Raw genomic sequence first — 25,642 nt, forward strand, 5'->3', positions numbered from 1 at the left:
CGCCGGGCTCCCTCTCACCCCCTACCATCAAGGAGATCTTTCGATGAACGTCGTCCTGTGGATCGTGCAGGCCGTCCTGGCCGTCATGTTCGGCATGGCCGGAGTGATGAAGTCCACCCAGCCCAAGGACAAGCTCGCCCCCAAGCTGCCGTGGGTAGAGGATTTCTCGGCCGGCACCGTCCGCCTCATCGGCATCGCCGAGCTGGCCGGCGCGCTCGGGCTGATCCTGCCCGCGCTCACTGGCATCGCCCCGATCCTGACCCCGCTGGCCGCCACCGGCCTGGCCGTGGTGATGGTGCTGGCCGCACTCACCCACGCCCGCCGCAAGGAGCCCGGCGCGATCGCCTTCAACGCGGTCCTGTTCCTGCTGGCCGCGTTCGTCGCCTGGGGCCGCTTCGGCCCCTACAGCTTCTGACCCCGCGCCGCTGACCCCGTCTCTGCCGCGAGGAGCCATCCGTCTCATGCGTGTTACCGTCTTCGGCGCGACCGGCGGCATCGGCCGCCTGCTCATCCAGCAGCTCCTGGACGCCGGCCACCAGGTCACCGCCCTGGTTCGCCCCCCGGCCAAGCTCACCCTCACCCACCCGAACCTGATCGTCATCGCCGGGCAGCTCTCCGATACGGCCGCTGTCCGGCAGGCGGTCGCGGGCGCGGACACGGTGATCAGCGCGCTCGGCCCGTCCCTGAAACGGTCGGCCACCGGCACCCCGCTGACCGATGGCACCCGCACCATCGTTCAGGCCATGCGAGCCGAGCAGGTGTCCCGCTTCATCGGCCTGGCCACGCCGTCGCTGGCCGACCCGCGCGACCAGCCGCACTGGAAACACAAGGTCCTGCCCATCATGGCCCGGCTGATGTTCCCCAACGCGCTGGCCGAACTGACGGGTATGACCGAGGCCGTCACCGGCTCCGGCCTCGACTACACCATCGCCCGCATCACCAACCCCACCAACAAGCCCGCCACCGGCCGCATCCGCTCCGGCTTCCTCGGCCACGACAAGGTCGGCTCCGCGATGAGCCGCGCCGACATCGCCGCCTTCCTCGTCTCGCAGCTCACCGACACCCGCTACCGGCGGGCCATGCCCGCCATCAGCAACTGACCGCGTGCGCCGGTCCTTACGGGCCGGCGCCGTCCCCGCCCGTAAGGAGCCAGCCCCGTGGAACTCGGCATCCTGTCCCTGTCCGACCTGCAGACCGACCCCGCCACCGGCACGCTCCACAACACCGCCCGGCGCACCCGCGAGATCGTCTCCTACGCCATCGCCGCCGACCAGGCCGGACTGGACGTCTTCGCCCTCGGCGAGCACCACAGCCCCGACTTCTCCGTCGCCAACCCCGCCATCCCGCTCGCCGCCATCGCCCAGGCCACCACCCGCATCAGGCTCACCAGCGCCGTGTCGGTCCTGTCCACCCTGGACCCGGTCCGCCTGCACCAGGACTTCGCCTCCCTGGACCACCTCAGCAACGGACGCGCCGAGATCATCGCCGGACGCAGCGCCTTCCTCGACGCCTTCACCCTGTTCGGCATCAACCCCGCCGACTACGACGAGGTGTTCGCCGAGAAACTCGACCTGCTGCTCGCCATCCGCGACAGCGAATTCGTCACCTGGTCCGGCCGCCACCGCCCCGCCCTGAACCACCTGCCCGTCCCGCCCCGCCCCCAGCAGGCACGGCTACCGCTGTGGCTGGGCGTCGGCGGCACCCCCGCAAGCGCCGAACGCGCCGCCCGCCTGGGCCTGCCCATGGTCCTCGGCCTCATCGGCGGCGACATCCGCAGCGCCCGCCCGCTGATCGAGCACTACCGCGCCGCCGGCCAGGCCGCCGGCTACGCCCCCGAAACCCTGCGCCTCGGCGTCACCAGCCACTTCTACGTCGGCAAGACCTCCCAGGGCGCCCGCGCCGACCTCTACCCCTACTACCGCGAGTACCTGCGCCCCAAGACCCCCGGCGGACGCGGCTGGCTGGTCAGCCCTGAACAGTTCCCGGCCATCGCCGGCCCCTTCGGCGCGCTGATGACCGGGAGCCCCCAGGAAGTCATCGACAAGATCCTCACCGAACGCGAGCTGTTCGGCATCGACCGGTTCATGGGACAGATCGACTTCGGCGGCATGCCAGCGGACATGGTGGGCGACTCCCTCCAACTGCTGGCTACCGAAGTCGCCCCAGCCATCCGCAAGGAACTCGGCCTGCCGCCAGGACCGGCATGACCGGAGCCACCGGAGCCTTCATCCGGTCCCGCGGCCCACCCCACAGCCGCGCCCACGGTGAAAGCCGCAACCGGCTGAGGCCTTCTCCGCCAGTGATCCCCACTTTTCGAGGAGTGGACCGCGATGACGACCGTCACCGACCCGTCCTACGTCGACCCGGCCCGGCCAGCACCCGGTAGACCCTGGCCATAGAAGGATGCTGGCCCTTGTTCTTGCCGGCGGGGATGACCAGTTTGCGGACGATGTCGGGCACGGCCACGCAGCGTCCGCGCATAGGCGAACAGGGCGGCGCCGAGGAGCTCTCGCCCTACCTGACCGCGCACATCAGCCGTTCGGCCTGTACACCACCGACGTGCTGCGGCTGCGCCCCGACGACTTCGACCCCGACCTGCCCGAGATCGACTTCACCACCCTGGCCGAGGCGGCGTATACGACCATGGGGGCATGCTCGCCCAGCAGCTTGGCGATCGAGGTGAGCGACCATCCGGTGCTCAAGGCCCGGCCTGGGTGAGCATGCGCATGTGCACCAGCGGCGTACGCACCCGTAGCTCGACCACCCACCCATGCGACGACGGCGAAGGCCGCCCCGCCGAACAGGCCCAGTGTCACGCCGCCAGCCCAGGTCCTGGGCTCAGACGAGCAGCAGGAGCAGGTGGCGCGCAGCCGTCTGCTGGGCGTGCATGAGCCGGTATTGGCCGGGTGGCATGCCGTAGGCGTGTTTGAAGAGGCGGTTGAAGTGGGTGGCGCTGGCAAAGCCCCAGCGGGCGGCGATCGCGGCGACCGGGCGGGCGGCCAGTGTGGGGTCGGCCAGGTCGCGGCGGCAGCGCTGCAGCCGCCGCGTCCTGATCCACTCGGCCACCGGTTGCTGTTCCTCGGCGAACAGCTTGTACAGCTGCCGCAGTGAGATGTGGTGCGCGGCGGCGATCGACTGGGGTGACAGGTGCGCATCGCCGAGATGCCGCTCGATGTAGCGGTAGATCTGCCGCCGGTGGGCCCGGCGGCGCGCGGCCGGTGCGTCGAGCTCGGTCACCAGGGTGGCGAGCGCGAGGCCGAGCGCGGCCTCGGCAGGCGGGGCCGGTGTCATGGCGTCGGGGGGATGGGGTGGTTGGAGCGGATGATGTCGCCGGGGTCGACCTGCGCTTTGACGTGTCGTAGCCGCTGGTAGGTTTCCGGCGGGAACAGGGTTGAGGCCTCGGCCGGGCCTTCGGCGAAGTTCAGATAACGGCGGCCGGTGTCCCACGGGCGCATGGCGCCGGTGAGCCGCTCCAGGTCCTCGGCCACGGCGGCGCCGGTCTCGGGCCGGTCGGCAATGCCGCCGGCGATCAGGGCGAACGTGGCGTCGATCGAGGTCAGCGCCCCGCCGCCGGGTGTGGGGCGGGCCAGCGCTGCGCCGAGTTGGCGCACCTCCACCGTCACCAGGCAGGATCCGGAGCCGGGCCCCGCCGCCTGCACCAGCGCGTCGATCCCGGCCGGCGGCAGCTCGCCGAACAGCCGGTGATCGCTGATCACGGGGACGGGCTGCTCGGGGTCCAGGTGCAGCCGGCTGAGCGCTGCGGGCGCCACCATGGCGAAGGTGTCCAGGCCGGGCGCAAGCGCACGCAGCGGGGCGAGCACCTGCTCGCCGACGCTCTGGTCGCCGAGCACGGCGGCGTCGATGTTGACCACGGAGCGTCCGGGCAGGGGTGGGGCGGGCTCCGGAAGGTGCAGGATGCGGGCGGAGGAGGTGATCTCCTCGGGGGCGGTGGCCTGCCAGGTGTTCCAGGCGTGCAGCACCTCGCCGGCGCGTTCCCACGGCCAGAACAGGCCGCCGGCGTAGATGCGCGGGATCGGCAGGAGCTCGAATTCCAGCGCGGTGACCACGGCGAAGCTCCCGCCGCCGCCGCGCAGCGCCCAGAACAGATCGGGCTCGTGGCCGTGGTCGGCGCGGATGAGGTCGCCGTCGGCCGTGACCGCCTCGGCGGCCAGCAGCCTGTTGCAGGCCAGGCCGTGTTTGCGGGCCAGCCAGCTGAGCCCGCCGCCCAGCGTGTAGCCGGCGACGCCGACGTCGGGTGAGGAGCCGGCCAGGGCGGCCAGGCCGTGCTCGGCGGCCGGCTCCGCGACTTCGATCCACAACGTTCCTGCTCCGATGCGTGCTCTGCGAGCCTGCGGGTCGATGTGGACGCCGTTCAGGTCGGCGGTCTTGAGCAGCACCGTGTCGTGCAGGTCGGTGAGGGCGGCCGCGGCGTGGCCGGTGGTCTGCGCGGTGATGCGCAGGCCGCGCTCACGCGCCGCGGTCACCACGGCGGCCACCTCCTTCGGCGTGGTGGGGACGGCCACGGCGACGGGTTGCTGGTCGGCGGCCAGGTTCCAGGCCTGGCGGGCGGCGTCCCAGCCCGCGTCCCCGGGCAGCAGGAACCGTCCCGGCAGGGCACGGCGCAGCGTCGTGTGGGTCGGCGTGGTGCTCATGGGCAGCTCACCCGCCGATTCCACTGCGCGAACGTGCCGGCCGGGTTGCGCTTCCAGACCCACGCGTGCAGGTCGTAGTGGACCGGCTGGCCGGGTTCGTGCCCGGCCATCGGGCCGTCGAACGCGCGCCCGAACAGATGCGGCCGGTCGGTGTCGGTGCCTGGGTCCTGGTCGGCGTCGGTGCGGTAGTACTCGACCCCGATCAGACGCAGCCGCCCGTCGCGCCGCTCGTACAGCAGCAGCTCCGGCCGGCGCAGGTCGATCGCCGGGTCGGCGGACAGTCTCGGGTGGGCGTAGTGGTAGCCCATCGCGCCGGTGCCGTCCGGGTTGTGGGTGCAGGCGCCGGCCGGGCGGTAGCCGGCCTTGCGCGCCGCCTCCACCGAGTGGAAGCGGACCGTGGCCTTGCGGACCTCGGCGATCTGCCGACCCACTCCGGGCGCGGGCCGGTCCTGTGTCACCGCGGAGGCCGTGGCGGGGCTTGCGGCGAGCGCCACGAGGCCGAGCGCGAGGATGGGAAGGATGCGAGAGTTCGTCATAGTGTGCCTGCCTTGGCTAGGGGAAGGCATCAGTCTGGCCACGCTGCGGTGGGGCGATGGAGACCGCGATTGCGGGGTCCTGGCCGACCGGCACCCCCTCATTCGGGGGGTTGGCGCCCTCGTGCGGGCCTGGCCATAGTGGAGGGATGAACGGGAGTTGGAATGCGACCACTGCCGATCACCATGCGTTGCTGCTCAAGCACGCCGCCGCGGCCGAGAGCATCGCCGAGCTGTTCCGCGTCGCCTCCCGGCACCTGCGCCGACTGATTCCGTATGACGGGTCGGGTTGGTTCGCCACCGATCCGGCGACTGGACTGCCGACCGCGCCCAGCCGAGCGGAGAGCGTGTGCAGCCGCGACCCCGACGTGTGCATGGCGTACTGGGAGCGCGAGTTCCTGACCCAGGACGTCAACCTGTTCCGGGATCTGGCTCGTGCGCCCGTCCCTGCCGCCGCGCTGCGGGCCGCAACCCGCGACCGTCCCGCCCGCAGCGCCCGCTACCTCGAGTTCGTCCGGCCCTGGGGGTTCGGCGACGAGCTGCGCGTAGTGCTCCGTGCCGGTCACGGCGCCTGGGGGTACGTCGCCCTCCTCCGCGAGCAGGGACGGCCCGCGTTCGACACCCACGAGATCGAACTGGCCGCCAGCCTGTCGACGCCGCTGGCGGAGGCGATCCGCGTACACGCGCAACGGCCCGCGCGCCCGCTCGTTCCCGGCGAGGGCCACGAGCCCGGCCTGATGCTCTTCAGCTCCGACGGTGTGCTGATCTCCAGCAACGATGCCGCCCACGGCTGGCTCGAAGAGGTGCGCGGGGATTGCTTTGTCGACCCACCCCGCCTGGCTGCACCCGGTGTGCTGGAAGCACCCGATGCCGCCACGCCGCCGATGGTGGTCTTCGGGACGCTCATGCAGGCCCGGGCCATCGCCGAGGCACGCGAGCGCGGCATCGCCCGGGCCAGGCTGCGCTCTCCTGTGACCGGCCAGTGGGTTGTCTGCCACGCATCATGCCTGCGGAACCCCGACGGCCGGCCTGGCGACCTGGCGCTCGTGATCGAGCCTGCGAAGGCGGCGGAGATCGCGCCGATCATCGTTCAGGCCTACGAGCTCTCCCCTCGCGAGCAGGAGATCACCCAGCTCATCGCCCAGGGCGCCGCGACCGCCGAGATCGCCGGCCGGCTCAGGCTGTCCGCGCACACGATCCGCGACTACATCAAGGCGATCTTCGAGAAGGTCGGCGTCTCCAGCCGCGGAGAGCTGGTGGCCAGGCTCTTTGCCGAACACTACGCGCCCTTGCACTTCGACCCCGGCAACCTCGACGCCGCTGGATGCCCAGGCGAATGAACCCCTGCACTCCATGCTGAGGCGGGAACGTTCACCATCTTGCCGGGGCGTCAGTGATTCGTTGGCTGTTCCGGACTGGTGGGAGTGTCACTGCCCGTGGCGCTGCGGTGGGGAGGGACACGCTGTGCGGTGAGCACGGGCTGAAAGAACCCGCTGGTGGCCGGGGTGTGCCAGCTGATGCCGGTGAAGCCGGCGTCGGCCACGGAATCCGTCAATTGCCGGCGGGTCAGCGCCCAGTAGGTGGTACGGCGCACGCGGACATCCCAGGTGCTTCCGGCGGGCAGGAGCTGGACGTGTTCCAGGGTGTAGCGCTCGCCGTCTTCGTGCCAGTGCCACAGCTGGAGGGTGATCACCTGGCCGTCGGGGGTCTGAGACACCTGGGGACGTGACGCCGTGGGGTGGGTCCGGCGGGCCTCGTCGTAGGCCCGGACAGTGATCACCAGCAGTCCGTCGTCCCGGAGTACCCGTCGCATGCCCAGAAGGGCTGTCTGAAGATCTTGCGGGGAAAGCAGATGCGGGAGTGAGTTGTCGGCACACAGGACGACGTCGAAAGCGGATGTTGTGAAGGGAAGTGAGCGCATGTCCGCCGCAGCTGTTGGAAGACTGGTGCCGCGGGCCGCGGCTTCGACAGCGGCGCGGGCGGCGGCGACGGGGCTCAGGTCGCTGCCGACGACCTTGTATCCGGCCAGAGCAAGCCCGATCGACTGGGTGCCGATTCCGCAGGAGCAGTCCAGAACCAGGTGCGGTCCTGCCCCGAGACGCGGACGGATGAGCCCGTCCAGCGCCTTGGCCTGGCGTGCCATGCTCGCATCCCAGTCCGGGTAGACCAGGTGGTAGTCGGCGGCCAGCTCATCATAGAAGTCTCTCACCGAGAACCCGGACACGCCTCCCACCGTAGTATGTGCGTCGTGCGTGCTCACGGGGGCTGGACTTTCAGGCTGCACTCGTCCAGGCCCAGCCGCCCATCGGCGACCCTTCTCGCGGCGGATGCGGGCGCATGCGCGGCGCTGTGCGGCCGGCACGGCCGGGTGCTCCTTGCCCTCCCGTGCACGCTCACGTGCAGACCTCGCTGGGCCGGGCATGCTGGAAGCATGCGTGTCCTTCTCCTCGGCGGCACCTGGTTCCTCGGCCGGCACGTGGCCGAACGGCTTGTGCAGCGCGATGACGCGATCCTGCTGGCTCACCGCGGCTCCCCCCGATCTTCCCCCGCCGTGCCGGGCGAGCACCTGTACGGCGAGCGTCGCGACCTGGCACGGCACGCAGCGCGGATCAAGGAGTTCGCCCCCGACGCGGTGGTCGACACCTGTGCGTTCACCGCAGCCGACGTCGATGCCGTGCTCCCCGTCCTGCCGGAGGTGCCCACGGTGGTGCTGTCAAGCCAGGACGTCTACGAGGCCTACACCGGCCTGCGCTGCGGCCGCGAACTGTCGCCGCTCCCCTTGACCGAGGACTCGCCCCTGCGCCGCGACCGCTACCCCTACCGGGGTGCCGGTCATCCCGACGTGCCCGATGACTACGACAAACTCGATGTCGAGGAGCGCTGGCTGCCGCGGGGCGCGGTCGTGCTGCGGCTTCCGCTCATCTACGGACCCTACGACTGGCAGCGCCGCGAGGAGCCGATCTTGCGCCGCGTGCGCGCCGGGCGAGCCCGCATCCCCATCGGCGCGGCCAACCTGCTGTGGACGCGCTGCCATGTCGACGACGTGGCCACCGGCGTCCTGGCCGCGCTCGACAACAGGGCGGTCGCCGGGCAGGCGATCAACCTCGGCGAGACCAGCACGGCGACGATCGGCACGTGGTTTCGCCAGATCCTTTCGGCCGCCGGTTCATCGGCCGAGCTGGTCCAGGTGCCCGATCGCGCCCTGCCGCACGACCTGGCTCTGTCCGGGGCGCAGGCCCAGCACCTGCTGGTCTCGGTCACCCGAGCCCAGTCCTTGCTCGGCTGGACTGCCGGCGACCCCGCCGAACGCGTGGCCGACTCGGTGCGCTGGCACCTGGCCCACGCCCCCGCCGACGTCTGGACGGACGCGGACACGGCGGCCGACGAGGCCGCGCTCGCATAGCCGGTGTCTTACGCGACATTGAGCCGCCGTGTGCCACGTCGAGCGCCGGCATGATGACCACCGCCGCGGGATCGAAGCAGCCGGGCGTGTGCAGAACTCGCCGACGACCACGCGGTCAGCGCCGAACCGACCAGAGCTGGTTTGCCTTATGGTCGCAGCGGAACTGGGCGGCTGGCGCGTGCTGATCGGTGCTCGTTCCCGAAATGCCCAGGCACAGGCCACTCTTGCGATTCCTCAGTGCAAAGTGACGCTTCGGGGACGAACGTTTGACAACGACCAGCCAATCCTGATTGGTGTGGCCGACTGGGTTCGCCTGGATGGCCGTGCGCCGTTATCCATCACGGCTCGCGCCCTTTCTTGTGCCCCTCCTCCCCGTTTCTGGAGGTCCCCCGTGGACGCAACCGTCGACGCCCGCCTGCGCGAAGAGTAAACCTCGCGGTAGCCGTAACAGGCAAAAGGCCCGGCCACCCTCGCGATGAGGATCGGCCGGGCCCTCTTGAGAGCGCAGCCGGGTCTCGAACCCTGATCGCCCAGCTCATGAGAAGGCATCGTCCATCCCCACAAAGTGATCTTTGATCACCGTGCTGTGGAGACCTTAAGACCTTGCGTGCCTGCGGACAGGCTGCGGCCCGGTTAGTAACTGACGTGGATGTGGGAGAACCCAGCCCAGTTCCAGGCCCGGAAATCGGGCTTGAAGAGGTTGTCCCCGATCGGAACGCGGCAGCGTCCTCCATGCCACGACCCGCAGTTTACCCAGTACGGCTGACCGCGGGTGTTGTAGGTCTGCACCTGGAGGACTGCGTTGCGATTGCCGAGCACCCTCCAGGTGAACGTGCGCCAGAGACCGGGACGTCCGAAGATCGCACAGTTCCCCTCAGCATAGAAGTAGCGCTTAGGGTTGGCGGGAAGGTTGGCGCCACAGGCCTGTTCTGAGGCGCCGGCCGGGCTCGGCGAGACAGTGAACGGCGCAACCGCCACAAGTGCTGCGGCACTCACCGCGATCGCCTTGCGGGCAAGCGCATTCATCCTTTCCCCTTCATTTCGATTCGGATGTGCGAACACGTAATGCCACGATGCGTCACGTCGGGGGGCATGTCATTGTCGCCGAGCGCACCGTCATTGCACATTCACGCACGCTGGCCCTCGGGGCGCGCCGCGTGACTCGACGGCCAGTGGCCAACCGCTACGGTCCGGGCCAGCCGCTGCGTATGATCCCGGGCATGAGTGACGAGCTGGGCGAGCCACTCACCACGCAGGAGATCGAGGCGTTCCTGAAGCCGTACGCGGCCGGTGACCCGATCGCCGAGATCGCTGCCGACTTCGACGTGAGTGTCGGAACCCATCGTCGCCTACGCCAGCAGGAGGAAGGTGCGGCGGCCGAAGAATCCAGCGCGCCGGTCGCAGCACCACACGCTGACCGAGGGGCAGGCGGGTGGTGCGCCTCGATCAGATGCTCCAGGTGGAGCGTGAGGTGCGGGCGCGGTGGTGCAATCGGGGGGCGCGGCCGTCTGGGGTTACTTCGGTCCGATGAGGTCGGACAGGATGTTGATGGGGACTGCCAGGAGGAGGCCGGCACCGAAGAACGACCATTCGCGGACGCGTTGCCGGCGGGCGTCGGTCTGGGTGTGGCTGAGGATGATGGCTTGGACGGCTTCGGCTTCGGCGCGGTCCATGTTGATGAGAGTGCGTTGGTGTTCTGCCTCGGCGACGAGCTGGCGGTGGGCGGCTTCTTGAGTGGCGAGTTCTTGCCGGAGTTCTTCCATGAGGGTGGTGGCATCGGCGAACGCGTTGTTGGCGTGGTCGAACGCGTCCGATACGCGCTGGACACGTAATTGGAGCAACTCGCCCTGATCGGGAGCGCTTGTCGGGGCTCTGTGCTCGCGGACTCTTACTCGCCACGTGATGACGATGCCGATGGCGAGGAGGCCGAGCGTGATCAGCCACATGGTAGCGGGGCTCACGTCCAGCGAGATCGTGCTGGTCGCGAGGTTGGCGAGGAGCCCAAGGACGGTGGCCGCGATTGCAACTGCGGTTGGGGATACCTGGCGGCGGCGATGAGGCTGGCGACCGTTCGCGGGAGGAGGGTGTTCACTCACGCTGCAATTGGATCGCGGCGGGCGTAGGAGGGCGCACGGGTTCATCAAGTTGCGATCTGGCGGCTCTGGGTTCGGGCTAGGTTCGGATTCGAGCTCGGGTCATGATCACCAAGAACCCCTCATAATCCCGGTTATGGGGGTATATGGTGATCATCATTCCATTCCTCTCTGAGAGCGACTGATCATGAGCGACCCCGGCGACCTGCACATGCCGGCGCGGTCCCAGACGTTCACGTCTGCCCACCTCCCCACCCCCGGAACACCCGAGTCCCGCGAGGACCTATATGAGGTCGCGGTCCTGGCAGAACATGAGGACGGCACTCGAGGCTGGGCCATTGTCTGCTCGCTCCCCGTGCGCCAAGTCGCCGAGTTCATGGCCAAGGCGCATCTCATGCGCGTGGACATCGAGGTCGAGGCGGTGCAGATCCGGCGCAGGGGAGTGGTCGTCGCCGACTACCGCCCAGAGCACTACTTCGGGGAGGACTCGCCGTGACGACCGGGCTGATCCCCACCCATGCCGGCACGCCCGCGTTCCCGCCCACCTTGACCGGGTACGTCCGCGACTTCACCCGGGCGTGGCTACTGTCGTACGGGTCGGCCAACACCCGCGACGCCTACCGGCGGGACATCGAGATGTGGTTCGCGTTCTGCGAAGCCCACGAGCTCGACATCCTGGAGGTACGGCGGCCGCACGGCGACGTTTACAAGCGGTGGCTCGACCTAAAGGCCGGCAAGCCGCTCCCCGCCAAGACGCTCGCGCGGCGGCTCGCCACGGTGTCGTCCTGGTACAGCTACCTGGTGGAGGAGGCGGCGGCCGAGTTCAACCCGTTCGAGCGGGTACGGCGGCCGAAGGTGGACCGGCAGCACTCGGAGACCGTGGCGTTAACCCGCGCCGAGGCCCGCGACGTGCTGCTCGCGGCCGACCACGACCACGGCCGCGAGCGGCTCCGCACCGCGGCGCTGATCCGGCTGCTCATGGAGACCGGCGTCCGCGTCACCGAGGCCCTGGCCGCGCAGCTGTCCGATCTCGGGTACGAGCGCGGCCACCGCACACTGCGGATCGTCGCCAAGGGCAGCAAGCCGAAGACGCGCAAGGTCCCGCCAGCGGCGGCGCACGCGATCGACTGCTACCTGACCGACCGGGCGGAGCGGACCGGGCTGGCGGTGGAGCACCTGGACGGGCCGCTGTTCGCGTCCGGCTCGGGGCAGCGGCTGGACCGCAAGGACGTGTACGAGCTGGTGGAACGCATCGGGCGGCAGGCCGGAATCGAGGGCCTACACCCCCACCAACTCCGGCATACGTTCGCGATGCTGGCAGAAATGGGCGGAGTTGCATCGAGCGCATCATTCGGCAAGATCCGCGAATGGCGGCTGCCTGCGATCCAACGTGGGGCCCTGGCGTCATAGAGCGGGAAGGCGCTGATAGCGCTCGGCTGGTGACCTGCGATGACATCACGTCGGTTGCACCAGACGACACAATGAGGCACTCAATTCGGTTGCACTCGACGACGAGATGCTGCGTCAGATGCAGCAAGAACAAGCAGCGACGAGGACAAGCGTCAGCTCGGTCCGTTCGTCAGGCTGAGGCACTCGCAGGGTTCGAACAATGCTCTCTACCAGTTAGGAATCGGGCGTCGGCGTGAAGAAGATCCAGGCCGCGCTTGGGCACGCGAACTCGGCAACGACGGACATCTACCTGGAAGCGCGGGACCGGCTGGAGGACGACCCCTCCGACCTGGTCACCGCCGCGATCGAGTAAGGCTCTGGCCTTCATGGCGCCACCCCATAAAGATCAATCTCTGTGGGGTAGCGACCCCGGGTCGGCGTTCCGCTGGTTGCACTTGACCCCATCGGTAGCGGTCGGCGACCCGCACTCCCGCACGGTACTCGTCACCTCGACAGCCACCTCCACCACCGCGGCGTCCAAGCTCGAAATCCGAGCTCGCCCGCGCCTATCTGTGAGCCTTTTCGAGCCGGACGCGGACACCCATTTCCTGCGAGGGGCCTCCTCCTGGCAGTCCCGCGGAGTCAGCGTGCCAGTGTCCACGGTCGCCCTCTTGATCGGTGACAGGTGTTCATGTGCTGATCGCTCGGCGCCGTACGGCGTTGCCCCTATTGTGATCACCACAGTGAAGATAATGAGGAGGCACCCCCACGTGGGCAATATCAAGCGAAGTGCGGCCCTCGCTCTCGGCATGGCGGCCACGCTGGCAGCGTCCGTCACTTTGAGCGGTCCGGCCATGGCAGCGTCCTCGCCCATCGAGGCCTGCGGCGGCGGCAGCTACCATGTGATCGACAGCCACGCCTTCGGCTCCAGCGCCACCACCTACCTGCTCTACAACGGCAGCACCAACTGCGTGGTGACATGGAAGACGGGAGCGAGGGGCAATACTGCCTGGGTGCGTGCGATGGTGCAGGCGTACGGCTCGCCGGGGCAGGTGGACGCGAATTACTACCGCTATTACGCCGGCCCGGTCAAGGCCTATGCGCCGGGCAAGTGCATCATGTGGGGCGGCTCCTACGGCGACCAGTGGTGGGAGAGCCCCTGGGAGCACTGCGGCTGACCCTCGACGCCTCGCAGCGGAAAGACTTTCCCGGCAGGAGGAGTCTTTCCGCGTGATCGGGGCGCTAGCCCTGTTTTCCGCACGTTGAGGTAGTTGAGGATCAAGCGGATGCTGGTGTTGATCTCGGCTGGTCGGCGCGGTATGACCTTGGGCTCGTGAGACAACGTGCGCAGCGGGGTCAGGCCAGTATCGAGAAGATGCTCGGGGCGTTACCGGTGGTGGCCGGGTTCTGCTCCCGGTTGCGGATCCGGGAGCTGGTCGATGCGGCCTGTCCGGTGCGGGATGTGGCCGAGTGGACCCATGGCCAGGTGATCGAGGTGCTGGTGGCCAACCGGCTGACCTCGCTGGCCCCGCTGGTGCACGTGCAAGAGTGGGCGCGGGCGTGGGCGGTGGGTGAGGCCTTCGGGTGGAGCCGGAGCTGCTCAACGATGACCGGATCGGCCGGGCGCTGGACGCGATCGCGCCGCATCTGGACCACCTGGCCGGATCGGTCGGACTGGCCGCGATCGAGGCGTTCGGCATCGACGTGAGGCGCCTGCACTGGGACTTGACCTCGATCTCGTTGCATGGCGACTGCGAGCAGGCCGACCCCGCCGCGCCCGCGCCGAAGTTCGGCCATCCCAAGGATCGCCGGCCGGATCTCAAACAGATTCAGGCCGGCCTCGCCGTGGCCGCCGACGGCGCCGTCCCGGTCTTCCACCGCGCCTACGACGGCGGAGCCGGCGAGGTGAGTCAGGTCATTCCGGCGATGCAGGCGCTGCCGAAGCTGGCCGGCCCGCAACCGATGCTGATGATCGGTGACTCCAAGCTGATCTCGTATGCGAATTTGGCCGCGATGAGCGCCGAGCACGTCGCTTTCATCGCTCCGGCCTCCAAAACCTACGGCCCCGCCGAGGTGCTGGCCGGCCTCGACCTGGCTGATGCGACCAAGGTGGACTATGCCGCCGCCCGCGATGCGGGTCAGCCAGCCGGGCAACGCGGTGTCTGGCATGTGGCCGAAGACGTCATGACACTGGCCGGGCCGCGCAAGAAGGACCCTGTCCTGGACTTACGCAGGGTCTTCGTGCATTCCTCGGCCCGCGCTCAGGCGGCCGCCACCGCCCGGGCCAAGAAGCTGGAGCGCGCCCGCGAGGATCTGGCCCGGCTGGAACGCGGTCTGGGCAGCCGCCACTACCCCGATCAGCAGGCGGTCGCCGACCGTGTCACCGCCATCGGCCGCGCCCGGCGCGTGAGCGCCTATCTGACCGCGGTCACCGGCACCGACGCGGTCACCGGCAAACCCACCCTGGCCTGGCACTTCGACCAGGCCGCGCTTGACGCCGAAGCCGCCACCGACGGCTGGTACGCCCTGCTGACCAACCTGCCCACCCAGAGCGCCGACGCCGAACAGGTAACTGCGTCACTACAAAGGCCAAGAAGCCGTCGAACGCCGCCACGCCGCGTTTAAAGGACCGCTGGCCGTCACCAACCTGTATCTGAAGAACAATCGCCGCATCAACGCGCTGATCACCGTCATCTGCCTGGCCCTGCTCATCTTCTGCCTGATCGAACGCCAGGTCCGCCAGGCTCTGGACGCACGAGGCGCGACCAAAGTCGCAGGTCTGTACGCAGGCCGACCCGCCATCCCCACCGGCATGCTCATCCTCGACGCCCTGGCCGGTATCCGGCTCATCCCGGGCACCGGCCAGTCACCCCCGACCATCCCGCAACCCTCAGACCTCCAACTCCGCCTCCTGGATCTCCTCGACATCGACCCACGAGATCTCCGCTGAAGATCACTCACGTGCGGAAACGGGGCTAGCTGTCGACGATCACACCTCCGATCGCAGTGCGGCCGGCCGGGGTGGCGACGAGCTCGACCGTGATGGTGTCGCGCAAGTGCGCTCCGAGGACGTCGGCGACGGAGTCGGTGACAGTTCGCACGAGCTTGGCAACGAGCTCGCCGCTGTCGGGACGGGTGAACGCCGCCTCGCGGATACCGAACATGATCGCGGGTGGGGCCTCGTCGACCGGCTTGCCCCGCAGGCCCCACCGTCCGGCGGGTACGCCGTCGAGGTGGATGACCGCGATGTCGCGCGCCCACTCGCCGTATACGTCGACCACCGCGTCGGTCAGCGCGGCGATGAGGGCCGATTCGTTGCCCTGGAGCTGCGGCTCCAGGACTCGGACCGTCAGATGTGGCATCGTAGATCTCCTGTTTATTCTCAAATTAGCTTTGATGTCAAAGGTAATTGGCGAGGTGCCAGATGGTCAACAACGCGGACGGCATGACCACCGACCAGGCGGTGCGATCCATGCTGCTGCTGATGCCCAGGATCGTCGGGAGAGCCAAGCGGCTGCCCGTCCCGGAGGCGCTGCGGACGCTCGATCTCGCGCCCCGCCACCTGTCACTGCTGGCCTACCTGCAGTACGACGGTTCTCTCACGGTGAGCCAGCTGGCGGAGCGGCTGGAGATCGCTCCGACGACCGTCAGCCTCATGGTGGGTGACCTGTCTCGCCGCGGTGTCCTGACGCGGGAAGAGGACGATGTCGACCGGCGACGGCGGGTCGTCGCGATCGCACCGCAGTACGTCGAGCCGATCCGCGAGTGGCTGGCGGGCAGCGCGCTGACGTGGGCCGAGGTCCTGGCCGACCTCACGCCGGCCGAACGCGCCACGATCGTGCGGACGATGCGTGCCTTCGAGACCGCCTTGGGCAAGCGGATGCACGGCTGAGCTGAAGATCACGTATGTGCGGAAAACCGGGCTAGCGTCGTGGCTTCTACAGGCGTCTTCATGACCTGAGCGGCGCGACGAGCAGGGGCCCGGACATCGCGTTCGGGTCCAGCCTCGTTAGGGACCTGATCGAGGCTGGACCCGGCCCGCGTGCAGGCCCGCCGCCTGTCGGTGGAGTGGCACCGCAGCAACAAGACCGGTCCTGCCACGCCGTCGTACGCGCTCAAACCGCCGGCGACGTGGATGGGCCGCAAGCCGTGGACGGTGGCCGGTGGATGAGACTCCGAACCTGGCGCTGGCGCTGGCCGAGCTGCGCGGCGCGGTCGAGCTGGGGTTCGAGCGAACGAACAGCAGCACCGGCTCATCTTGCAGCGGCTCGACCAGCTCGATGACAAGCACGCCGAGCTGGCCAAGCAGGTCGAGCAGTTGCAGGCTCGGCTGGCCGAGGTCGAGAAGTCGGCCGTGACGACCACGCAGCTGTCCGACCGCACCAAGCAGATCATCGCCGTCGTCACCGTGCTGCTACTGGTGGCGGGCACGGTCATCGCGCTCATCCAGCTCACGCGAGGCTGACCACCCCCCCTTGCCCTCCCATCCCATTGGCACGGTGTTCCCGTGCCAGGACGGCGTGCTGCTCGTGCCCGCCGTCCTCCCGATCTACATTCCCGCCCATGTGTTCGGCCTGACCGTGGCCGAGTGGCTCAACCTCCAACCCTCAAGAGAGGTGACCCCTTGGAGCAGGTTTCGCGCGCCGCCTGGAACGCCGCGCCTCCGACCGGGCGACTACACGCACGTCTCTTCCACGCGCGGCGTGAAGATCCACTACACCGGCGGGCCCATCCCCGCGGACATCGCCGGGCCGAAGAAGCACAAGCTGTGCGTGCAGCTCGTCCACCAGATCCAGCAGATGCACATGTCGGGCGGCCGGGGCGAGAAGTACATCGACATCGGCTACAACCTGATCTGCTGTCCGCACTCGTACGTGTTCATCGGCCGCGGCGCGCACCGCGTGCCCGCCGCGAACGGCCCGGGTCTGAACAGCCAGCATTACGCGGTGCTGGCGTTGGTCGGCGACTCCGGGTTCACCAAGCCGAACGACGCCATGCTGCACGCGCTGCGGGACGCGATCGAGTACCTGCGCGACAAGGGCGACGCCGGTAACGAGATCAAGGGCCACCGCGACGGCTACGCCACCTCCTGCCCCGGCGGGCCGCTGTATGCGTGGGTCCGGGCGGGAGCTCCGCGGCCGGACGAGCCGGTGGAGAAGCCCATCCGGCTCGTCTACAAGGACAGCGTCCCCGTCTGGCCCGGCCGCGTCATCAAGCTCACCGACCCGTACATGCAGGGCAACGACGTGCACGCCTGGCAGCACAAGCTGCGCAAGCGCGGCTGGACGATCGACGTCGACGGCGTTTATGGCCCGCAGTCGAAGGCGGTATGCGCCGGCTACCAGGAGAAGGTCGGGGTGAAGCCGACCGGCGTCATCGATGAGGAGACGTGGGACATCACCTGGTCATGAAAACCGCTCGCATGACCGGCGAGTGCGTGTCCGCCCAGTCAGTGGTTGCCTAGGAGGCGAGCAGGTCGAAGTGGAAGCCGATCAGAAGCAGGCTGAGGGCGACCCAGCGCATGATGGTCGCCCGCTGTGGACTCATCAGCCAGTGATACATGATGACCAGGAACCACACGCCCACCATCGCGATCACCCACCCGGCTAAGTTGGCAAGAAGGCTGGGCGCGTCGAAGGTGAGCGGCGGAGTCAGGAGCCCTGCGATCAAGCCAGCAGCAAACACCACTACCGGAACCCGCCACACGCTGATGTCAAGTATGCGCTCTAACCGCTTCCCATAGCGCATGAACGTCTCCGGACTGACGAGCTCGACGACGATCGCGGCGCCACTCATAAAGGAAAGGATCTTCCCCGCCCGCCCCCACCAGATCATCGGCAGGCCGAGCAGATCGTTTCCGAGCGTGGACCTGCCGTCCAGCCACATGCCCCACGCCTCGAAGTAGCTGATGTCCGCCATGATCGGAGCGTAGAAGCGGCACAGGTCGCTGCCTAGTGGGTTCCGTGACGCCGTTCCGGTCCTCGCCCAGGACGCCGAGCGGGTCGGCCGCACGCTGTGGCAACCCCCGGCTCCCTCAACGGCCGTGACCCCGCTGAATCGACGAGAGCAACTAACCGAACCGACACCATGGCGTCTGCTCAGCTTGGGCGGGCGCGTTCGCATGTCCGCACCCTTGTTGGAGGGAAACCCATGCACGGAGAGCCCATCAGCTACGGCAAGCCCAAGGTCGAGCGGAAGGTCACTGCGGCCACCGCGGGCTCCTACCTCGGCCTGCTCGCGGTCCTGACCGTTCTGCAGACCGTCAACGCCGACCTCGACCTGATCGCGTTCCTGCCCGACTGGCTGGAGTCCCTGTCGATTCCGCTGCTGCCTGGCCTGATCACGTACGTGTCCGGGTACGTCGCCAAGCACACCGCCCGGCCCGACCTCCCTATGGATCAGCGCTAGGATCGTGATCGTCTCGCGCCCGGAGCCGATCCGGGCGAGCGCGAGACTGCGTCGTCGTGAGGCGGCGCCCTTCGCGCGGCCCGGGTCAACGGGCCGCCGCTGGACATATGTGAGCCCCCGTCCACCTCTTCGGAGGGACGCTGTTGGCGAAGTAGTTCAAACAGAGGCATCCCCTTGATCACGGGGATGCTTCTAGTTGGGGGTTAGCCCACATAAGCCCAAAACCCACATTGGGATGATCTTGGAGGGGTGAGCGGGTGGCTTGTTGAAGCTGTGATCTTCTTCGTCTTTTGTGCGCGTATTCGTCTAGCTACGGTGTGTCTCGTCCGTTGGCGGGTTGAGCCGGGAGGCACGTGCGGTGACGTCGGTCGAGCGGACCGCGTGACTGGCTGGCCGACGTCGAGCCCGCGCTCATCGCCGCTGCTCGCGACGCTGGCGTCACTTGGGAGGCCCTGGCGCCCGTGCTGCGGGTGAGCGACCGCCGCGCGGCCCAGCGCCGCCACGCACGCCTGGTCCAGGCCGCCGCCCGCGACCGCCAGGCCGTCGACCAGGCCCACCACTCGGGTTCATGCGATGAGCCCCAAAGTAGCTCTGCGTGATGATGGCTACCGATCGTGTTCTCAGAAATGACCATCTGTGAGAGTTCTGCGACAGCCTCGGACGCGATCACGTTTCCGAGGTCGCTGTCTGTGACTTTCAGGGCTTCATGGCATCGATTCTTCACCCGTCGCCGACACGGCCGGCCTGGGATCACCTGCACTGATGAGCCGAGCCACGGTAGTTGAAACCTGGCCATGATTCTTGGACCAGCTGATGCGTGCACCGGGGGAGGGCGTTGACCCGGGTCGCTCACTTACGACGGCTGTGAGAGCCGGTCAGGCGTTCGTGCGTGATAGGTGGTCAGGGAGGTCGGTGAGCCGTTCGATGCGGAACACCGTCTCGTCTGCCGTCGGCGATGGTCCACCGGTGATGAAGTCGATGCCGCGGTCCAGCCAGATGCCGGTGAGCCCGGCGAGGGCGGCCGCGTTTACATCGCTTTCCAGCATGTCGCCCACGTTGACCGCCTGCGCGGGGTCCGTCCGCATCCACCGGCAGGCGGTGGCGTAGGCGACGGGCTTGGCCACACCGAGCTCGGTCGGGGTCAGGACGGCTTCGAAGTATTCGAGGAGGCCGAAGCGGGCGAGCTTGGCGCGCTGCTGCTCGGGGTCCCCGTTGGTGAGAACGGCCAGACGCGGTCCTCGGGGAAGCCGTCTCAGGGTCTCCAGGCAGGGCTGGACATCGGGATAGCACCGCCAGGACTCCTCGAACACGGTGAGGTAGCGCTCGGCGATCCAGGCGTCCAGAAGGCCGGGACTTTCCGGAACCGGCTCGCCGAGCATCGGCAGGAAGGAACGGAGCCTGCGTCGGTGGTGCTCAGCGAAGGAGCACTGACCGGCCAGGTATTCCCGCATGTGCCGCCCCTCCAGCGTCCACCACAACGTCACCAGTTCTTCCGGTGGAGCCGTCGCGTTCGGCGCGGCCTGGACGATCTGGTCGATCGTTTCCAAGACCGCGCTTCGATGATCGACCAGGGTGCCGTCCAGATCGAAGAAAATCACATCTGCCATAGGATGATCATCTCGTGGTGCCTGTCCCTGACGCCAGAAGGCAGGTACCGCGATCTTCCTTTCGGATCGCGTCGGGGTCATGCTCGATATGGAGTCGCGTCTCGATCTCGGGATCGCCGCGGTAGACGTGGAAAGCCGCCAGATAGCTCCCTCGAGGCTCGGCGGGGTGTTCAGTTGCTGACTGGTGTGGATGTCTGTGGCCTCGGTTCAACGGTCGTGGTCGAGGTGGTCTAGGTGGTCGAGGATCCCAGTCAGGTGCGTGATAAGGGATGTGGCTCCGGTGAGCCTGCTCGCAGGGGTCAGGGCGGTGTAGCCGACGACGGGCATGCCAGCGGCTTTCGCGGCGCGCACGCCGTTGGGGCTGTCCTCGACGACCAGGCAGTCGCGCGGGTCGGTGCCGAACGCGGCGGCGGCATGGAGGAAAAGGTCGGGGGCGGGTTTGCCGACGCCGCCGACGTCCTGGGCGCTGAAGACCACGGCGGGCGGCAGCAGGGGGCGCAGGCCCGTCCGGTCAAGGGTGAGGTCGATCCAGGCGTGGTCGGAGGAGGATGCCAGGCAGTAGGGGATGCCACGGCGCCGCAGGTCGGTCAGGACGGTGGAAGCGCCCTGGACGGCGTCCAGTCCTTGCTTGAAGGCGGTGAAGACCCGCTCGTGGCAGCGTGCGGTGAAGTCGGCGGGGAGCGTGCCGCCGTATCGGTCGGCGACGACCGTGTGGGTGTTGCGGGCGGCGTTGCCGAGGAAGCACCGGTAGGACTCTTCCAGGGTGAAGGGGAAGCCCAGTTCCGTCAGGTATTCGGACAGTACGCGGTGTGCGGTGGGTTCGCTGTCGACGAGGACGCCGTCGTTGTCGAAGATGACCAGCTGGGGTTTCATGGGTTCTCCGTTCGGGTGAACGTCAGGACGAGGGCGATCGCGAGGAATGCGGCGCCGAGGAGGCAGGTCGCGCTCCAGCCGCCGACCGCGTAGGCAGAGGGGCCGACGGCCGCGCCGGCGACGCCGCCGAGGGTGTAGACGGTCATGTAGACCGAGGCGAGGCGGGCGCGGGCGTCGTCGATGCCGTAGACGACGCTCATGTTCAGCAGGTGGACGGCGTTGACGGCGGTGTCCATGGCCAGGAGCCCGATAAGGAGCCAGGCGACGTGGTGTCCGCCGACCCACAGGGCGGCGAAGGACACGGCGCCGAGGGCCAGTGTCGCCCTGGTGAGCCGAACGCGGTCCGCTCGGTCGGCGGTGCGGCCGAGAGGGCGGGCTACGACTGCTCCGGCGGCGCCGGCCAGGGCCAGCAATCCGATCTGGGCAGGGCCGTACTCGTAGGGAGGTTCGGAGAGGCGGAAGGCGGCCGTCGACCAGAACACGCCGAAGGCGGCGAAGGAACAGGCCCCGATGAAGGAACGCCGTCGCAGCAGACGGTGGGTGGCCGCCAGCCGGACGGTGGCGCGTAGCTGGGCCCTGTAAGGGAGAGCCAGGTCGGGCGGGGCGAGCGGCATGACGCGGGTGAGGACGACGGCCAGGAGCAGGGTGACGACCGCCGCCCCCGCGAACAGGGCCCTCCAGCCGGCGACCTGCGAGACCAGACCCGCGACCGTACGGGACAGCAGAACGCCGGTGAGGCCACCGGTGAGCATCGTCCCTATCGCGCGTCCGCGTTCGTCGGGTGCGGCCAGGGCGGCGGCGTAGGGGATGAGGGTGTTGACGACGGCGGCAGCGGTGAGCCCGATGAGTGCCCCGGCTGCCAGGAGGAGGCCGGCGGTGGGGGCGGTGGCGGTCAGGGCCAGGGCCAGGGCCGCGGCGTCGCAGCAGAGCAGGACCGCCAAGAAGGGACGGCGGGGGGCGATGTCACCGAGTGGGACGATGAGGATCAGGGCGAGGGCGTAGCCGAGCTGACCGACGGCGACCAAGTGGTCCGCGGCGTGCGGGCCAAGGGATCGGGCTATCTCCGGCAGTAAGGGCTGGCAGTAGTAGAGGTTCGCGATCGTCAGCCCATAGGCCGTCGCGAGTAGCCGGACGGTCTTGCGGGAGACGGCCCGCGGAGGTCGAACCGTGGTCACCCGGACGACCCTAAGGACACGATTGGGCCGCTGGTAAGATCCAATTTTATGGCGGAGGAGTGGCCCAATCCGGGGATGGATCTACATCTGGAACTGGACGTCGCCGAGGGGCGGCGGACAGGGCTGGAGCGGGCGCTGCGGGAGGCGGTGCGGTCGGGGCGCCTGGCGACCGGGACACGGCTGCCGGCGACCCGCCGCCTCGCGGAGGATCTGGGGCTGGCGCGGGGCACGGTGCGTGCGGCCTACGACCAGCTGATCGCCGAAGGGTACCTGGCCGCGCGGCAGGGTTCGGGCACCGTGGTGGCGCTGCAACCGCAGGTCACGCCGGTGCCCTCCGCCACGCCGGCGGCGGAGCAGCCGCGGCACGATCTGCGTCCGGGGAGCGCGGACGCGTCGGCGTTCCCGGTGGCGGCGTGGCTCGAGTCATCGCGGCGCGCCCTGGGATCGGCTCCGGCTGACGCCTTCGGCTACGGCGATCCGCGGGGCCGCCCGGAGCTGCGGGCCGCGCTTGCCGGATACCTGGGACGGGCCCGCGGCGTGTCGGCCCACCCAGACTCGATCTTGATCACCAACGGGTACCTGCAGGGACTGACGCTGCTCGCCGCGGTCATCGGCGGGACGTTCGCGATGGAGGACCCGGGTGTCCCGATGCACCGCGAGGCGGTTCGCCGCACCGGCGCACGGGTGATCCCGCTACCGGTCGACGATCTCGGCGCCCGTACCGACCTCCTCGGCGGCCTCGGCGCGGAAGCGGTGGAGGTCACCCCGGCCCACCAGTACCCGACCGGGCGGATCCTCCACCCCGACCGGCGGCGTGCCTTGCTGGACTGGGCGCGCTCGTCCGGTGGCCTGATCGTCGAGAACGATTACGACGCCGAATTCCGCTACGACCGCAAGCCTGTCGGCGCGCTGCAGGGCGCCGCCCCCGACCATGTGGCCTATCTGGGCACAACGTCCAAGACACTCGGCCCGGCGCTGCGGATCGGCTGGATGGTCCTGCCGCCCTGCCTGATCGCCCCGGTCGCCGACGCCAGACTGCACACCGACCACCACACCGAGCACCTTGGCCAGCTGACCCTGACCGACCTGATCATCCGCCACGTCTACGACCGTCACATCCGCACGTCCCGCCAGCGGTACCTCCGTCGCCGGGACCAGCTCCGCCATCACCTCGCAGGCCTTCCGATTGCGCTGACCGGCATCGCCGCCGGCCTGCACGCCCTGGCCCTCCTCCCGCCGGACGGCGCCACCGAGACCGACATCCGAACCGCCGCGCAGGCCCACGGACTCGCCCTCGGATACCTGTCGGAGCGCAGCGAACTGCCCTCCACCTGCCAGGGCGTCATCATCGGCTACGGCCGTCCCCCCGACCACGCCTACACCTCGGCCTTGGATGCTCTGACCGCGACCTTCGCCGCCTGCTTCGCTCAGCCAGAGCCGAACTCCCAGCTACAGGGGGACTCGCCGGTATTCCTGCGATCGGCGGTCAGGCGCGCGGAGGTCTCCTGGCCAAGGCGGACGTAGCGTCCGAGGCCGGCCAGATGCAGGTGGCGGGACTTGGCCTGCAACGCCTTCCTCTGGCGCGTGTTGTGATGGTCACCCTCGGCTGTTCCGTAAGGGGATCCCCAACCGGACACCTACTCGGCCAGGCGCGGCGATCACCGGCCCGCAGTTCCAGCGCTCCTAATCGTTGTCTCAGATAGGTAGTCCGCAAAATTGTCCGGTGATGAGGGGCTAAACGGTACGGTTGGCGAGTGGGAGAACTCATCGGCTACGCCAGATGCTCGACCGTCGCCCAAGATCTCACCGCCCAGCGCGAGATCCTCACCGGCCTCGGCGTCGCCGACGACCGGATCTACCTCGACAAGGGCCTGACCGGCACCAACCGGGCCCGGCCCGGCCTCGACCAGGCCCTGGCGGCCGTCCGCTCCGGCGACACCCTGGTCGTCCCAAAACTCGACCGGCTCGCCCGCTCGGTGCCCGACGCCCGCGACATCGGCGACACCCTGGTCACCCGCGGTGTGCGTCTCTCGCTGGGCGGCAGCATCTACGATCCCAGCGACCCCATGTCCAAGATGTTCTTCAACATGCTGGCGGTCTTCGCCGAGTTCGAAGCCGACCTGCTCAAGATGCGCACCCGTGAGGGCATGGCCATCGCCCGCTCCCGCGGCAGGCTCAAGGGCCGACAGCCCAAGCTCACCCACCGGCAACAGGTCGAACTCCTCCGGATGCACGGCACCGGCGCGTACACCATCGCCGAGCTCATGGAGGTCTTCTCCGTCGGCCGCGCCACCGTCTACGGAGGTCAGCCCACATAAGCCCAAAACCCACATTGAGTGGATCTTGAGTGGGTGAGCCGGGTGGGTTGATGAAGCTGTGATCTTCTTCGTCTGTCGAGGATGGGGATCGTCTCGCTACGGTGTGGCTCGTCCGTTGGCGGGTTGAGCCGGGAGGCACGTGCGGTGACGTCGGTCGAGCGGACCGCCTATCGGGTGTTCCCGCGCTTGATGATGACCCGCGAGTTGTACCTCTTCTACTCCCCCTCGCAGGAGGAGATGGCGTGGGCGCGGGAGAAGACCGACACCGATGAGCACCTGCTGGCGTTGACGCTCGCGCTGAAGTGCTTTCAGCGGCTGGGCCGTTTCGCCAAGGCCCGTGAGGTGCCGCCCGTGGTGGTGGAGCACGTACGACGGCGCCTGGAGCTGGGCGAGGACGTGGCGCCGGTGTATGCCTCGCCGCGTACGGCGGAGTCGCATCGAGTGCTGGTGCGGCGCCGGGAGGGGGTGGCCTACGCGCCGGGCAAGGCTCGCAAGATCGCGGCCAAGGCGATGACCCGGGCGGCGTGGGTGAAGAACCATCCGCCGGATCTGATCAACGTGGCGTTGGAGCGGCTGGCCCAGGCACGACTGGAGCTGCCGGCGTTCTCGACGCTGGATGCCATGGAGTCGACGATTCGCGGTCAGGTCAACGGCCAGATCTTCCAGACGATCTGGCGGCGGCTGAGCGCCCGGGACCGCGAGCGGATCGAGGCGTTGCTGGTGGTCGGGCCGGACGGTAAGAGTGATCTGGACCGGTTGAAGAAGCCGGCGCGGCGGGCGAGCTGGTCGAAGTTCAGGGAGCAGGCCGCCCACCTGGCGTGGGTGGAGGGATTGTGTGACACCGAGGCGGTGCTGGAGGGCATCGCCGCATCGAAGATCGCCGATTTCGCCGGGGAGGCCGATGCGGCCGACGCTGATGTGCTGGCCCGGGCCTACACCGTCGACGCCAAGCGGGTCGCGCTGCTGGTGTGCCTGGTGCACACCGCCCAGGCGCAGGCGCGTGATGATCTCGCCGAGATGTTGTGCAAGCGGATGGCGGCCACGAACAAGAAGGCCAAGGCCAAACTGGAGGAGATCCACCTGCGGCAGCGGCAGGTGGTGGAGAGCTTGATCCTCACCTACCGGGGGGTGCTGCAGGGCTTGGTGCCGGGCGGTCCGGTCGAGGCGGCCGCGGCCGCGCAGATGGTGATG

The 25,642-nt window shown here is 68.8% G+C and carries 31 protein-coding genes and 1 pseudogene; 20 read left to right on the plus strand and 12 right to left on the minus strand.

Annotation, left to right across the window (positions count from 1 at the left end; translation table 11 throughout):
- The first annotated feature begins 43 nt into the window (after nt 1-43).
- The 4 genes from Q9G87_RS24110 to Q9G87_RS24125 all read left to right on the plus strand — a co-directional run bounded on the left by Q9G87_RS24110 (nt 44) and on the right by Q9G87_RS24125 (nt 2,718).
- Entirely contained in the window at nt 44-415 is a 372-nt protein-coding gene (locus tag Q9G87_RS24110) for a DoxX family protein (RefSeq protein ID WP_305918714.1), read from the plus strand.
- A 46-nt stretch (nt 416-461) separates the two neighbouring features.
- Nucleotides 462-1,100 (plus strand): NAD(P)-dependent oxidoreductase, encoded by a 639-nt coding sequence (locus tag Q9G87_RS24115; protein WP_305918715.1) that lies wholly within the window; start codon nt 462-464, stop codon nt 1,098-1,100.
- 57 nt (nt 1,101-1,157) lie between these two features.
- Nucleotides 1,158-2,207, plus strand: a complete 1,050-nt coding sequence (locus Q9G87_RS24120; protein ID WP_305918716.1) for an LLM class flavin-dependent oxidoreductase — start codon at nt 1,158-1,160, stop codon at nt 2,205-2,207.
- Nucleotides 2,208-2,559: 352 nt separating this feature from the next.
- Nucleotides 2,560-2,718 (plus strand): hypothetical protein, encoded by a 159-nt coding sequence (locus Q9G87_RS24125; protein ID WP_305918717.1) that lies wholly within the window; start codon nt 2,560-2,562, stop codon nt 2,716-2,718.
- A gap of 120 nt (nt 2,719-2,838) precedes the next feature.
- On the opposite strand, the gene Q9G87_RS24130 is transcribed toward Q9G87_RS24125, so the two are convergent.
- Genes Q9G87_RS24130 through Q9G87_RS24140 form a run of 3 tightly spaced genes read right to left on the minus strand, consistent with a single transcriptional unit; the run spans nt 2,839 to nt 5,188 of the window.
- Nucleotides 2,839-3,291: a helix-turn-helix domain-containing protein gene (locus Q9G87_RS24130; RefSeq protein ID WP_305918718.1), complete on the minus strand. Its 453-nt coding sequence runs from the start codon at nt 3,289-3,291 to the stop codon at nt 2,839-2,841.
- Nucleotides 3,288-4,652 (minus strand): FAD-binding oxidoreductase, encoded by a 1,365-nt coding sequence (locus Q9G87_RS24135; protein WP_305918719.1) that lies wholly within the window; start codon nt 4,650-4,652, stop codon nt 3,288-3,290. The genes Q9G87_RS24130 and Q9G87_RS24135 overlap by 4 nt, the downstream gene beginning before the upstream one ends.
- Nucleotides 4,649-5,188: a hypothetical protein gene (locus Q9G87_RS24140; RefSeq protein WP_305918720.1), complete on the minus strand. Its 540-nt coding sequence runs from the start codon at nt 5,186-5,188 to the stop codon at nt 4,649-4,651. The genes Q9G87_RS24135 and Q9G87_RS24140 overlap by 4 nt, the downstream gene beginning before the upstream one ends.
- 146 nt (nt 5,189-5,334) lie before the next feature.
- Here Q9G87_RS24140 and Q9G87_RS24145 point away from each other — a divergent pair, with 146 nt between their 5' ends.
- A complete protein-coding gene (locus Q9G87_RS24145; protein WP_305918721.1) occupies nt 5,335-6,525 on the plus strand; it encodes a helix-turn-helix transcriptional regulator in 1,191 nt (396 codons plus the stop codon).
- A 50-nt stretch (nt 6,526-6,575) separates the two neighbouring features.
- On the opposite strand, the gene Q9G87_RS24150 is transcribed toward Q9G87_RS24145, so the two are convergent.
- On the minus strand, nt 6,576-7,409 hold the full coding sequence (locus Q9G87_RS24150) for a class I SAM-dependent methyltransferase (RefSeq protein WP_305918722.1): 834 nt from the start codon (nt 7,407-7,409) through the stop codon (nt 6,576-6,578).
- A 207-nt stretch (nt 7,410-7,616) separates the two neighbouring features.
- Between Q9G87_RS24150 and Q9G87_RS24155 the strand changes: the two genes are divergently transcribed.
- Entirely contained in the window at nt 7,617-8,588 is a 972-nt protein-coding gene (locus tag Q9G87_RS24155) for an NAD-dependent epimerase/dehydratase family protein (RefSeq protein ID WP_305918723.1), read from the plus strand.
- 115 nt (nt 8,589-8,703) lie between these two features.
- Here the strand turns inward: Q9G87_RS24155 and Q9G87_RS60760 are convergent, their stop codons facing one another.
- From Q9G87_RS60760 to Q9G87_RS24165, 3 genes are all read right to left on the minus strand, one after another.
- Entirely contained in the window at nt 8,704-8,907 is a 204-nt protein-coding gene (locus tag Q9G87_RS60760; RefSeq protein ID WP_371825818.1) for an RICIN domain-containing protein, read from the minus strand.
- A gap of 314 nt (nt 8,908-9,221) precedes the next feature.
- Nucleotides 9,222-9,614, minus strand: coding sequence for a hypothetical protein (locus Q9G87_RS24160; protein WP_305918724.1), 393 nt, complete (start codon nt 9,612-9,614; stop codon nt 9,222-9,224).
- Nucleotides 9,615-10,102: 488 nt separating this feature from the next.
- A complete protein-coding gene (locus Q9G87_RS24165) occupies nt 10,103-10,684 on the minus strand; it encodes a hypothetical protein (protein ID WP_305918725.1) in 582 nt (193 codons plus the stop codon).
- Between the two features lie 184 nt (nt 10,685-10,868).
- On the opposite strand from Q9G87_RS24165, the gene Q9G87_RS24170 reads away from it, so the two are divergent.
- The 6 genes from Q9G87_RS24170 (at nt 10,869) to Q9G87_RS24195 (ending at nt 15,020) form a co-directional block, all read left to right on the plus strand.
- Nucleotides 10,869-11,177, plus strand: a complete 309-nt coding sequence (locus Q9G87_RS24170) for a hypothetical protein (RefSeq protein ID WP_305918726.1) — start codon at nt 10,869-10,871, stop codon at nt 11,175-11,177.
- Complete coding sequence (locus tag Q9G87_RS24175; protein WP_305918727.1) at nt 11,174-12,091, plus strand: tyrosine-type recombinase/integrase; 918 nt, start codon at nt 11,174-11,176, stop codon at nt 12,089-12,091. The genes Q9G87_RS24170 and Q9G87_RS24175 overlap by 4 nt, the downstream gene beginning before the upstream one ends.
- Before the next feature lie 749 nt (nt 12,092-12,840).
- On the plus strand, nt 12,841-13,248 hold the full coding sequence (locus Q9G87_RS24180; RefSeq protein ID WP_305918728.1) for a hypothetical protein: 408 nt from the start codon (nt 12,841-12,843) through the stop codon (nt 13,246-13,248).
- Nucleotides 13,249-13,403: 155 nt separating this feature from the next.
- Nucleotides 13,404-13,778, plus strand: a complete 375-nt coding sequence (locus Q9G87_RS24185; protein WP_305918729.1) for a DUF4277 domain-containing protein — start codon at nt 13,404-13,406, stop codon at nt 13,776-13,778.
- A complete protein-coding gene (locus Q9G87_RS24190; RefSeq protein WP_452449944.1) occupies nt 13,718-14,695 on the plus strand; it encodes an IS1634 family transposase in 978 nt (325 codons plus the stop codon). Before Q9G87_RS24185 ends, Q9G87_RS24190 begins: the two co-directional genes overlap by 61 nt.
- A gap of 187 nt (nt 14,696-14,882) precedes the next feature.
- Nucleotides 14,883-15,020 (plus strand): hypothetical protein, encoded by a 138-nt coding sequence (locus Q9G87_RS24195; RefSeq protein WP_305918730.1) that lies wholly within the window; start codon nt 14,883-14,885, stop codon nt 15,018-15,020.
- Nucleotides 15,021-15,045: 25 nt separating this feature from the next.
- On the opposite strand, the gene Q9G87_RS24200 is transcribed toward Q9G87_RS24195, so the two are convergent.
- Nucleotides 15,046-15,432: a tautomerase family protein gene (locus Q9G87_RS24200; protein ID WP_305918731.1), complete on the minus strand. Its 387-nt coding sequence runs from the start codon at nt 15,430-15,432 to the stop codon at nt 15,046-15,048.
- Between the two features lie 62 nt (nt 15,433-15,494).
- On the opposite strand from Q9G87_RS24200, the gene Q9G87_RS24205 reads away from it, so the two are divergent.
- The 4 genes from Q9G87_RS24205 to Q9G87_RS24220 all read left to right on the plus strand — a co-directional run bounded on the left by Q9G87_RS24205 (nt 15,495) and on the right by Q9G87_RS24220 (nt 17,481).
- A complete protein-coding gene (locus tag Q9G87_RS24205; RefSeq protein ID WP_305918732.1) occupies nt 15,495-15,962 on the plus strand; it encodes a MarR family transcriptional regulator in 468 nt (155 codons plus the stop codon).
- Between the two features lie 150 nt (nt 15,963-16,112).
- Nucleotides 16,113-16,241, plus strand: coding sequence for a hypothetical protein (locus tag Q9G87_RS24210; RefSeq protein WP_305918733.1), 129 nt, complete (start codon nt 16,113-16,115; stop codon nt 16,239-16,241).
- 87 nt (nt 16,242-16,328) lie between these two features.
- Entirely contained in the window at nt 16,329-16,535 is a 207-nt protein-coding gene (locus Q9G87_RS24215; RefSeq protein ID WP_305918734.1) for a hypothetical protein, read from the plus strand.
- Between the two features lie 34 nt (nt 16,536-16,569).
- A complete protein-coding gene (locus Q9G87_RS24220) occupies nt 16,570-17,481 on the plus strand; it encodes a peptidoglycan recognition protein family protein (protein WP_305918735.1) in 912 nt (303 codons plus the stop codon).
- Between the two features lie 49 nt (nt 17,482-17,530).
- Here Q9G87_RS24220 and Q9G87_RS24225 read toward each other — a convergent pair whose 3' ends face one another.
- Nucleotides 17,531-17,989: a hypothetical protein gene (locus Q9G87_RS24225; protein WP_305918736.1), complete on the minus strand. Its 459-nt coding sequence runs from the start codon at nt 17,987-17,989 to the stop codon at nt 17,531-17,533.
- A 231-nt stretch (nt 17,990-18,220) separates the two neighbouring features.
- On the opposite strand from Q9G87_RS24225, the gene Q9G87_RS24230 reads away from it, so the two are divergent.
- Nucleotides 18,221-18,478, plus strand: a complete 258-nt coding sequence (locus Q9G87_RS24230; protein WP_305918737.1) for a hypothetical protein — start codon at nt 18,221-18,223, stop codon at nt 18,476-18,478.
- Nucleotides 18,479-19,353: 875 nt separating this feature from the next.
- Here Q9G87_RS24230 and Q9G87_RS24235 read toward each other — a convergent pair.
- From Q9G87_RS24235 to Q9G87_RS24245, 3 genes are all read right to left on the minus strand, one after another.
- Nucleotides 19,354-20,085, minus strand: coding sequence for an HAD family hydrolase (locus tag Q9G87_RS24235; RefSeq protein ID WP_305918738.1), 732 nt, complete (start codon nt 20,083-20,085; stop codon nt 19,354-19,356).
- Nucleotides 20,086-20,292: 207 nt separating this feature from the next.
- Complete coding sequence (locus tag Q9G87_RS24240) at nt 20,293-20,958, minus strand: HAD family hydrolase (protein ID WP_305918739.1); 666 nt, start codon at nt 20,956-20,958, stop codon at nt 20,293-20,295.
- Complete coding sequence (locus tag Q9G87_RS24245) at nt 20,955-22,133, minus strand: MFS transporter (protein WP_305918740.1); 1,179 nt, start codon at nt 22,131-22,133, stop codon at nt 20,955-20,957. The genes Q9G87_RS24240 and Q9G87_RS24245 overlap by 4 nt, the downstream gene beginning before the upstream one ends.
- 75 nt (nt 22,134-22,208) lie before the next feature.
- Here Q9G87_RS24245 and pdxR point away from each other — a divergent pair, with 75 nt between their 5' ends.
- From pdxR to Q9G87_RS61365, 3 genes and pseudogenes are all read left to right on the plus strand, one after another.
- The gene (gene pdxR, locus Q9G87_RS24250) at nt 22,209-23,657 is read left to right on the plus strand and encodes a MocR-like pyridoxine biosynthesis transcription factor PdxR (protein WP_305918741.1); all 1,449 of its coding nucleotides are present in this window, start codon (nt 22,209-22,211) and stop codon (nt 23,655-23,657) included.
- 230 nt (nt 23,658-23,887) lie between these two features.
- Nucleotides 23,888-24,451 carry a recombinase family protein gene (locus Q9G87_RS24255; RefSeq protein ID WP_305918742.1) on the plus strand — a complete coding sequence of 188 codons (564 nt, stop codon included), beginning with the start codon at nt 23,888-23,890 and terminating at the stop codon, nt 24,449-24,451.
- Between the two features lie 81 nt (nt 24,452-24,532).
- Nucleotides 24,533-25,063, plus strand: a pseudogene (locus tag Q9G87_RS61365) (DUF4158 domain-containing protein); the annotation flags it as partial.
- Nucleotides 25,064-25,642 lie beyond the last annotated feature (579 nt).

Source organism: Nonomuraea turcica (assembly GCF_030718205.1).
In the GTDB taxonomy this organism is placed as follows: domain Bacteria; phylum Actinomycetota; class Actinomycetes; order Streptosporangiales; family Streptosporangiaceae; genus Nonomuraea.

Excerpts from the sequence above, each read along its gene's own strand:
- Q9G87_RS24130 (WP_305918718.1), bottom strand. The coding sequence starts at position 3,291 with ATGACACCGGCCCCGCCTGCCGAGGCCGCGCTCGGCCTCGCGCTCGCC.
- Q9G87_RS24155 (WP_305918723.1), top strand. The coding sequence starts at position 7,617 with ATGCGTGTCCTTCTCCTCGGCGGCACCTGGTTCCTCGGCCGGCACGTG.
- Q9G87_RS24195 (WP_305918730.1), top strand. The coding sequence starts at position 14,883 with ATGCTCATCCTCGACGCCCTGGCCGGTATCCGGCTCATCCCGGGCACC.
- Q9G87_RS24170 (WP_305918726.1), top strand. The coding sequence starts at position 10,869 with ATGAGCGACCCCGGCGACCTGCACATGCCGGCGCGGTCCCAGACGTTC.
- Q9G87_RS24200 (WP_305918731.1), bottom strand. The coding sequence starts at position 15,432 with ATGCCACATCTGACGGTCCGAGTCCTGGAGCCGCAGCTCCAGGGCAAC.
- Q9G87_RS24110 (WP_305918714.1), top strand. The coding sequence starts at position 44 with ATGAACGTCGTCCTGTGGATCGTGCAGGCCGTCCTGGCCGTCATGTTC.
- Q9G87_RS24225 (WP_305918736.1), bottom strand. The coding sequence starts at position 17,989 with ATGGCGGACATCAGCTACTTCGAGGCGTGGGGCATGTGGCTGGACGGC.
- Q9G87_RS24145 (WP_305918721.1), top strand. The coding sequence starts at position 5,335 with ATGAACGGGAGTTGGAATGCGACCACTGCCGATCACCATGCGTTGCTG.
- Q9G87_RS24135 (WP_305918719.1), bottom strand. The coding sequence starts at position 4,652 with ATGAGCACCACGCCGACCCACACGACGCTGCGCCGTGCCCTGCCGGGA.
- Q9G87_RS24230 (WP_305918737.1), top strand. The coding sequence starts at position 18,221 with ATGCACGGAGAGCCCATCAGCTACGGCAAGCCCAAGGTCGAGCGGAAG.
- Q9G87_RS24140 (WP_305918720.1), bottom strand. The coding sequence starts at position 5,188 with ATGACGAACTCTCGCATCCTTCCCATCCTCGCGCTCGGCCTCGTGGCG.
- pdxR (WP_305918741.1), top strand. The coding sequence starts at position 22,209 with ATGGATCTACATCTGGAACTGGACGTCGCCGAGGGGCGGCGGACAGGG.
- Q9G87_RS24240 (WP_305918739.1), bottom strand. The coding sequence starts at position 20,958 with ATGAAACCCCAGCTGGTCATCTTCGACAACGACGGCGTCCTCGTCGAC.
- Q9G87_RS24160 (WP_305918724.1), bottom strand. The coding sequence starts at position 9,614 with ATGAATGCGCTTGCCCGCAAGGCGATCGCGGTGAGTGCCGCAGCACTT.
- Q9G87_RS24235 (WP_305918738.1), bottom strand. The coding sequence starts at position 20,085 with ATGGCAGATGTGATTTTCTTCGATCTGGACGGCACCCTGGTCGATCAT.
- Q9G87_RS24115 (WP_305918715.1), top strand. The coding sequence starts at position 462 with ATGCGTGTTACCGTCTTCGGCGCGACCGGCGGCATCGGCCGCCTGCTC.
- Q9G87_RS24205 (WP_305918732.1), top strand. The coding sequence starts at position 15,495 with ATGGTCAACAACGCGGACGGCATGACCACCGACCAGGCGGTGCGATCC.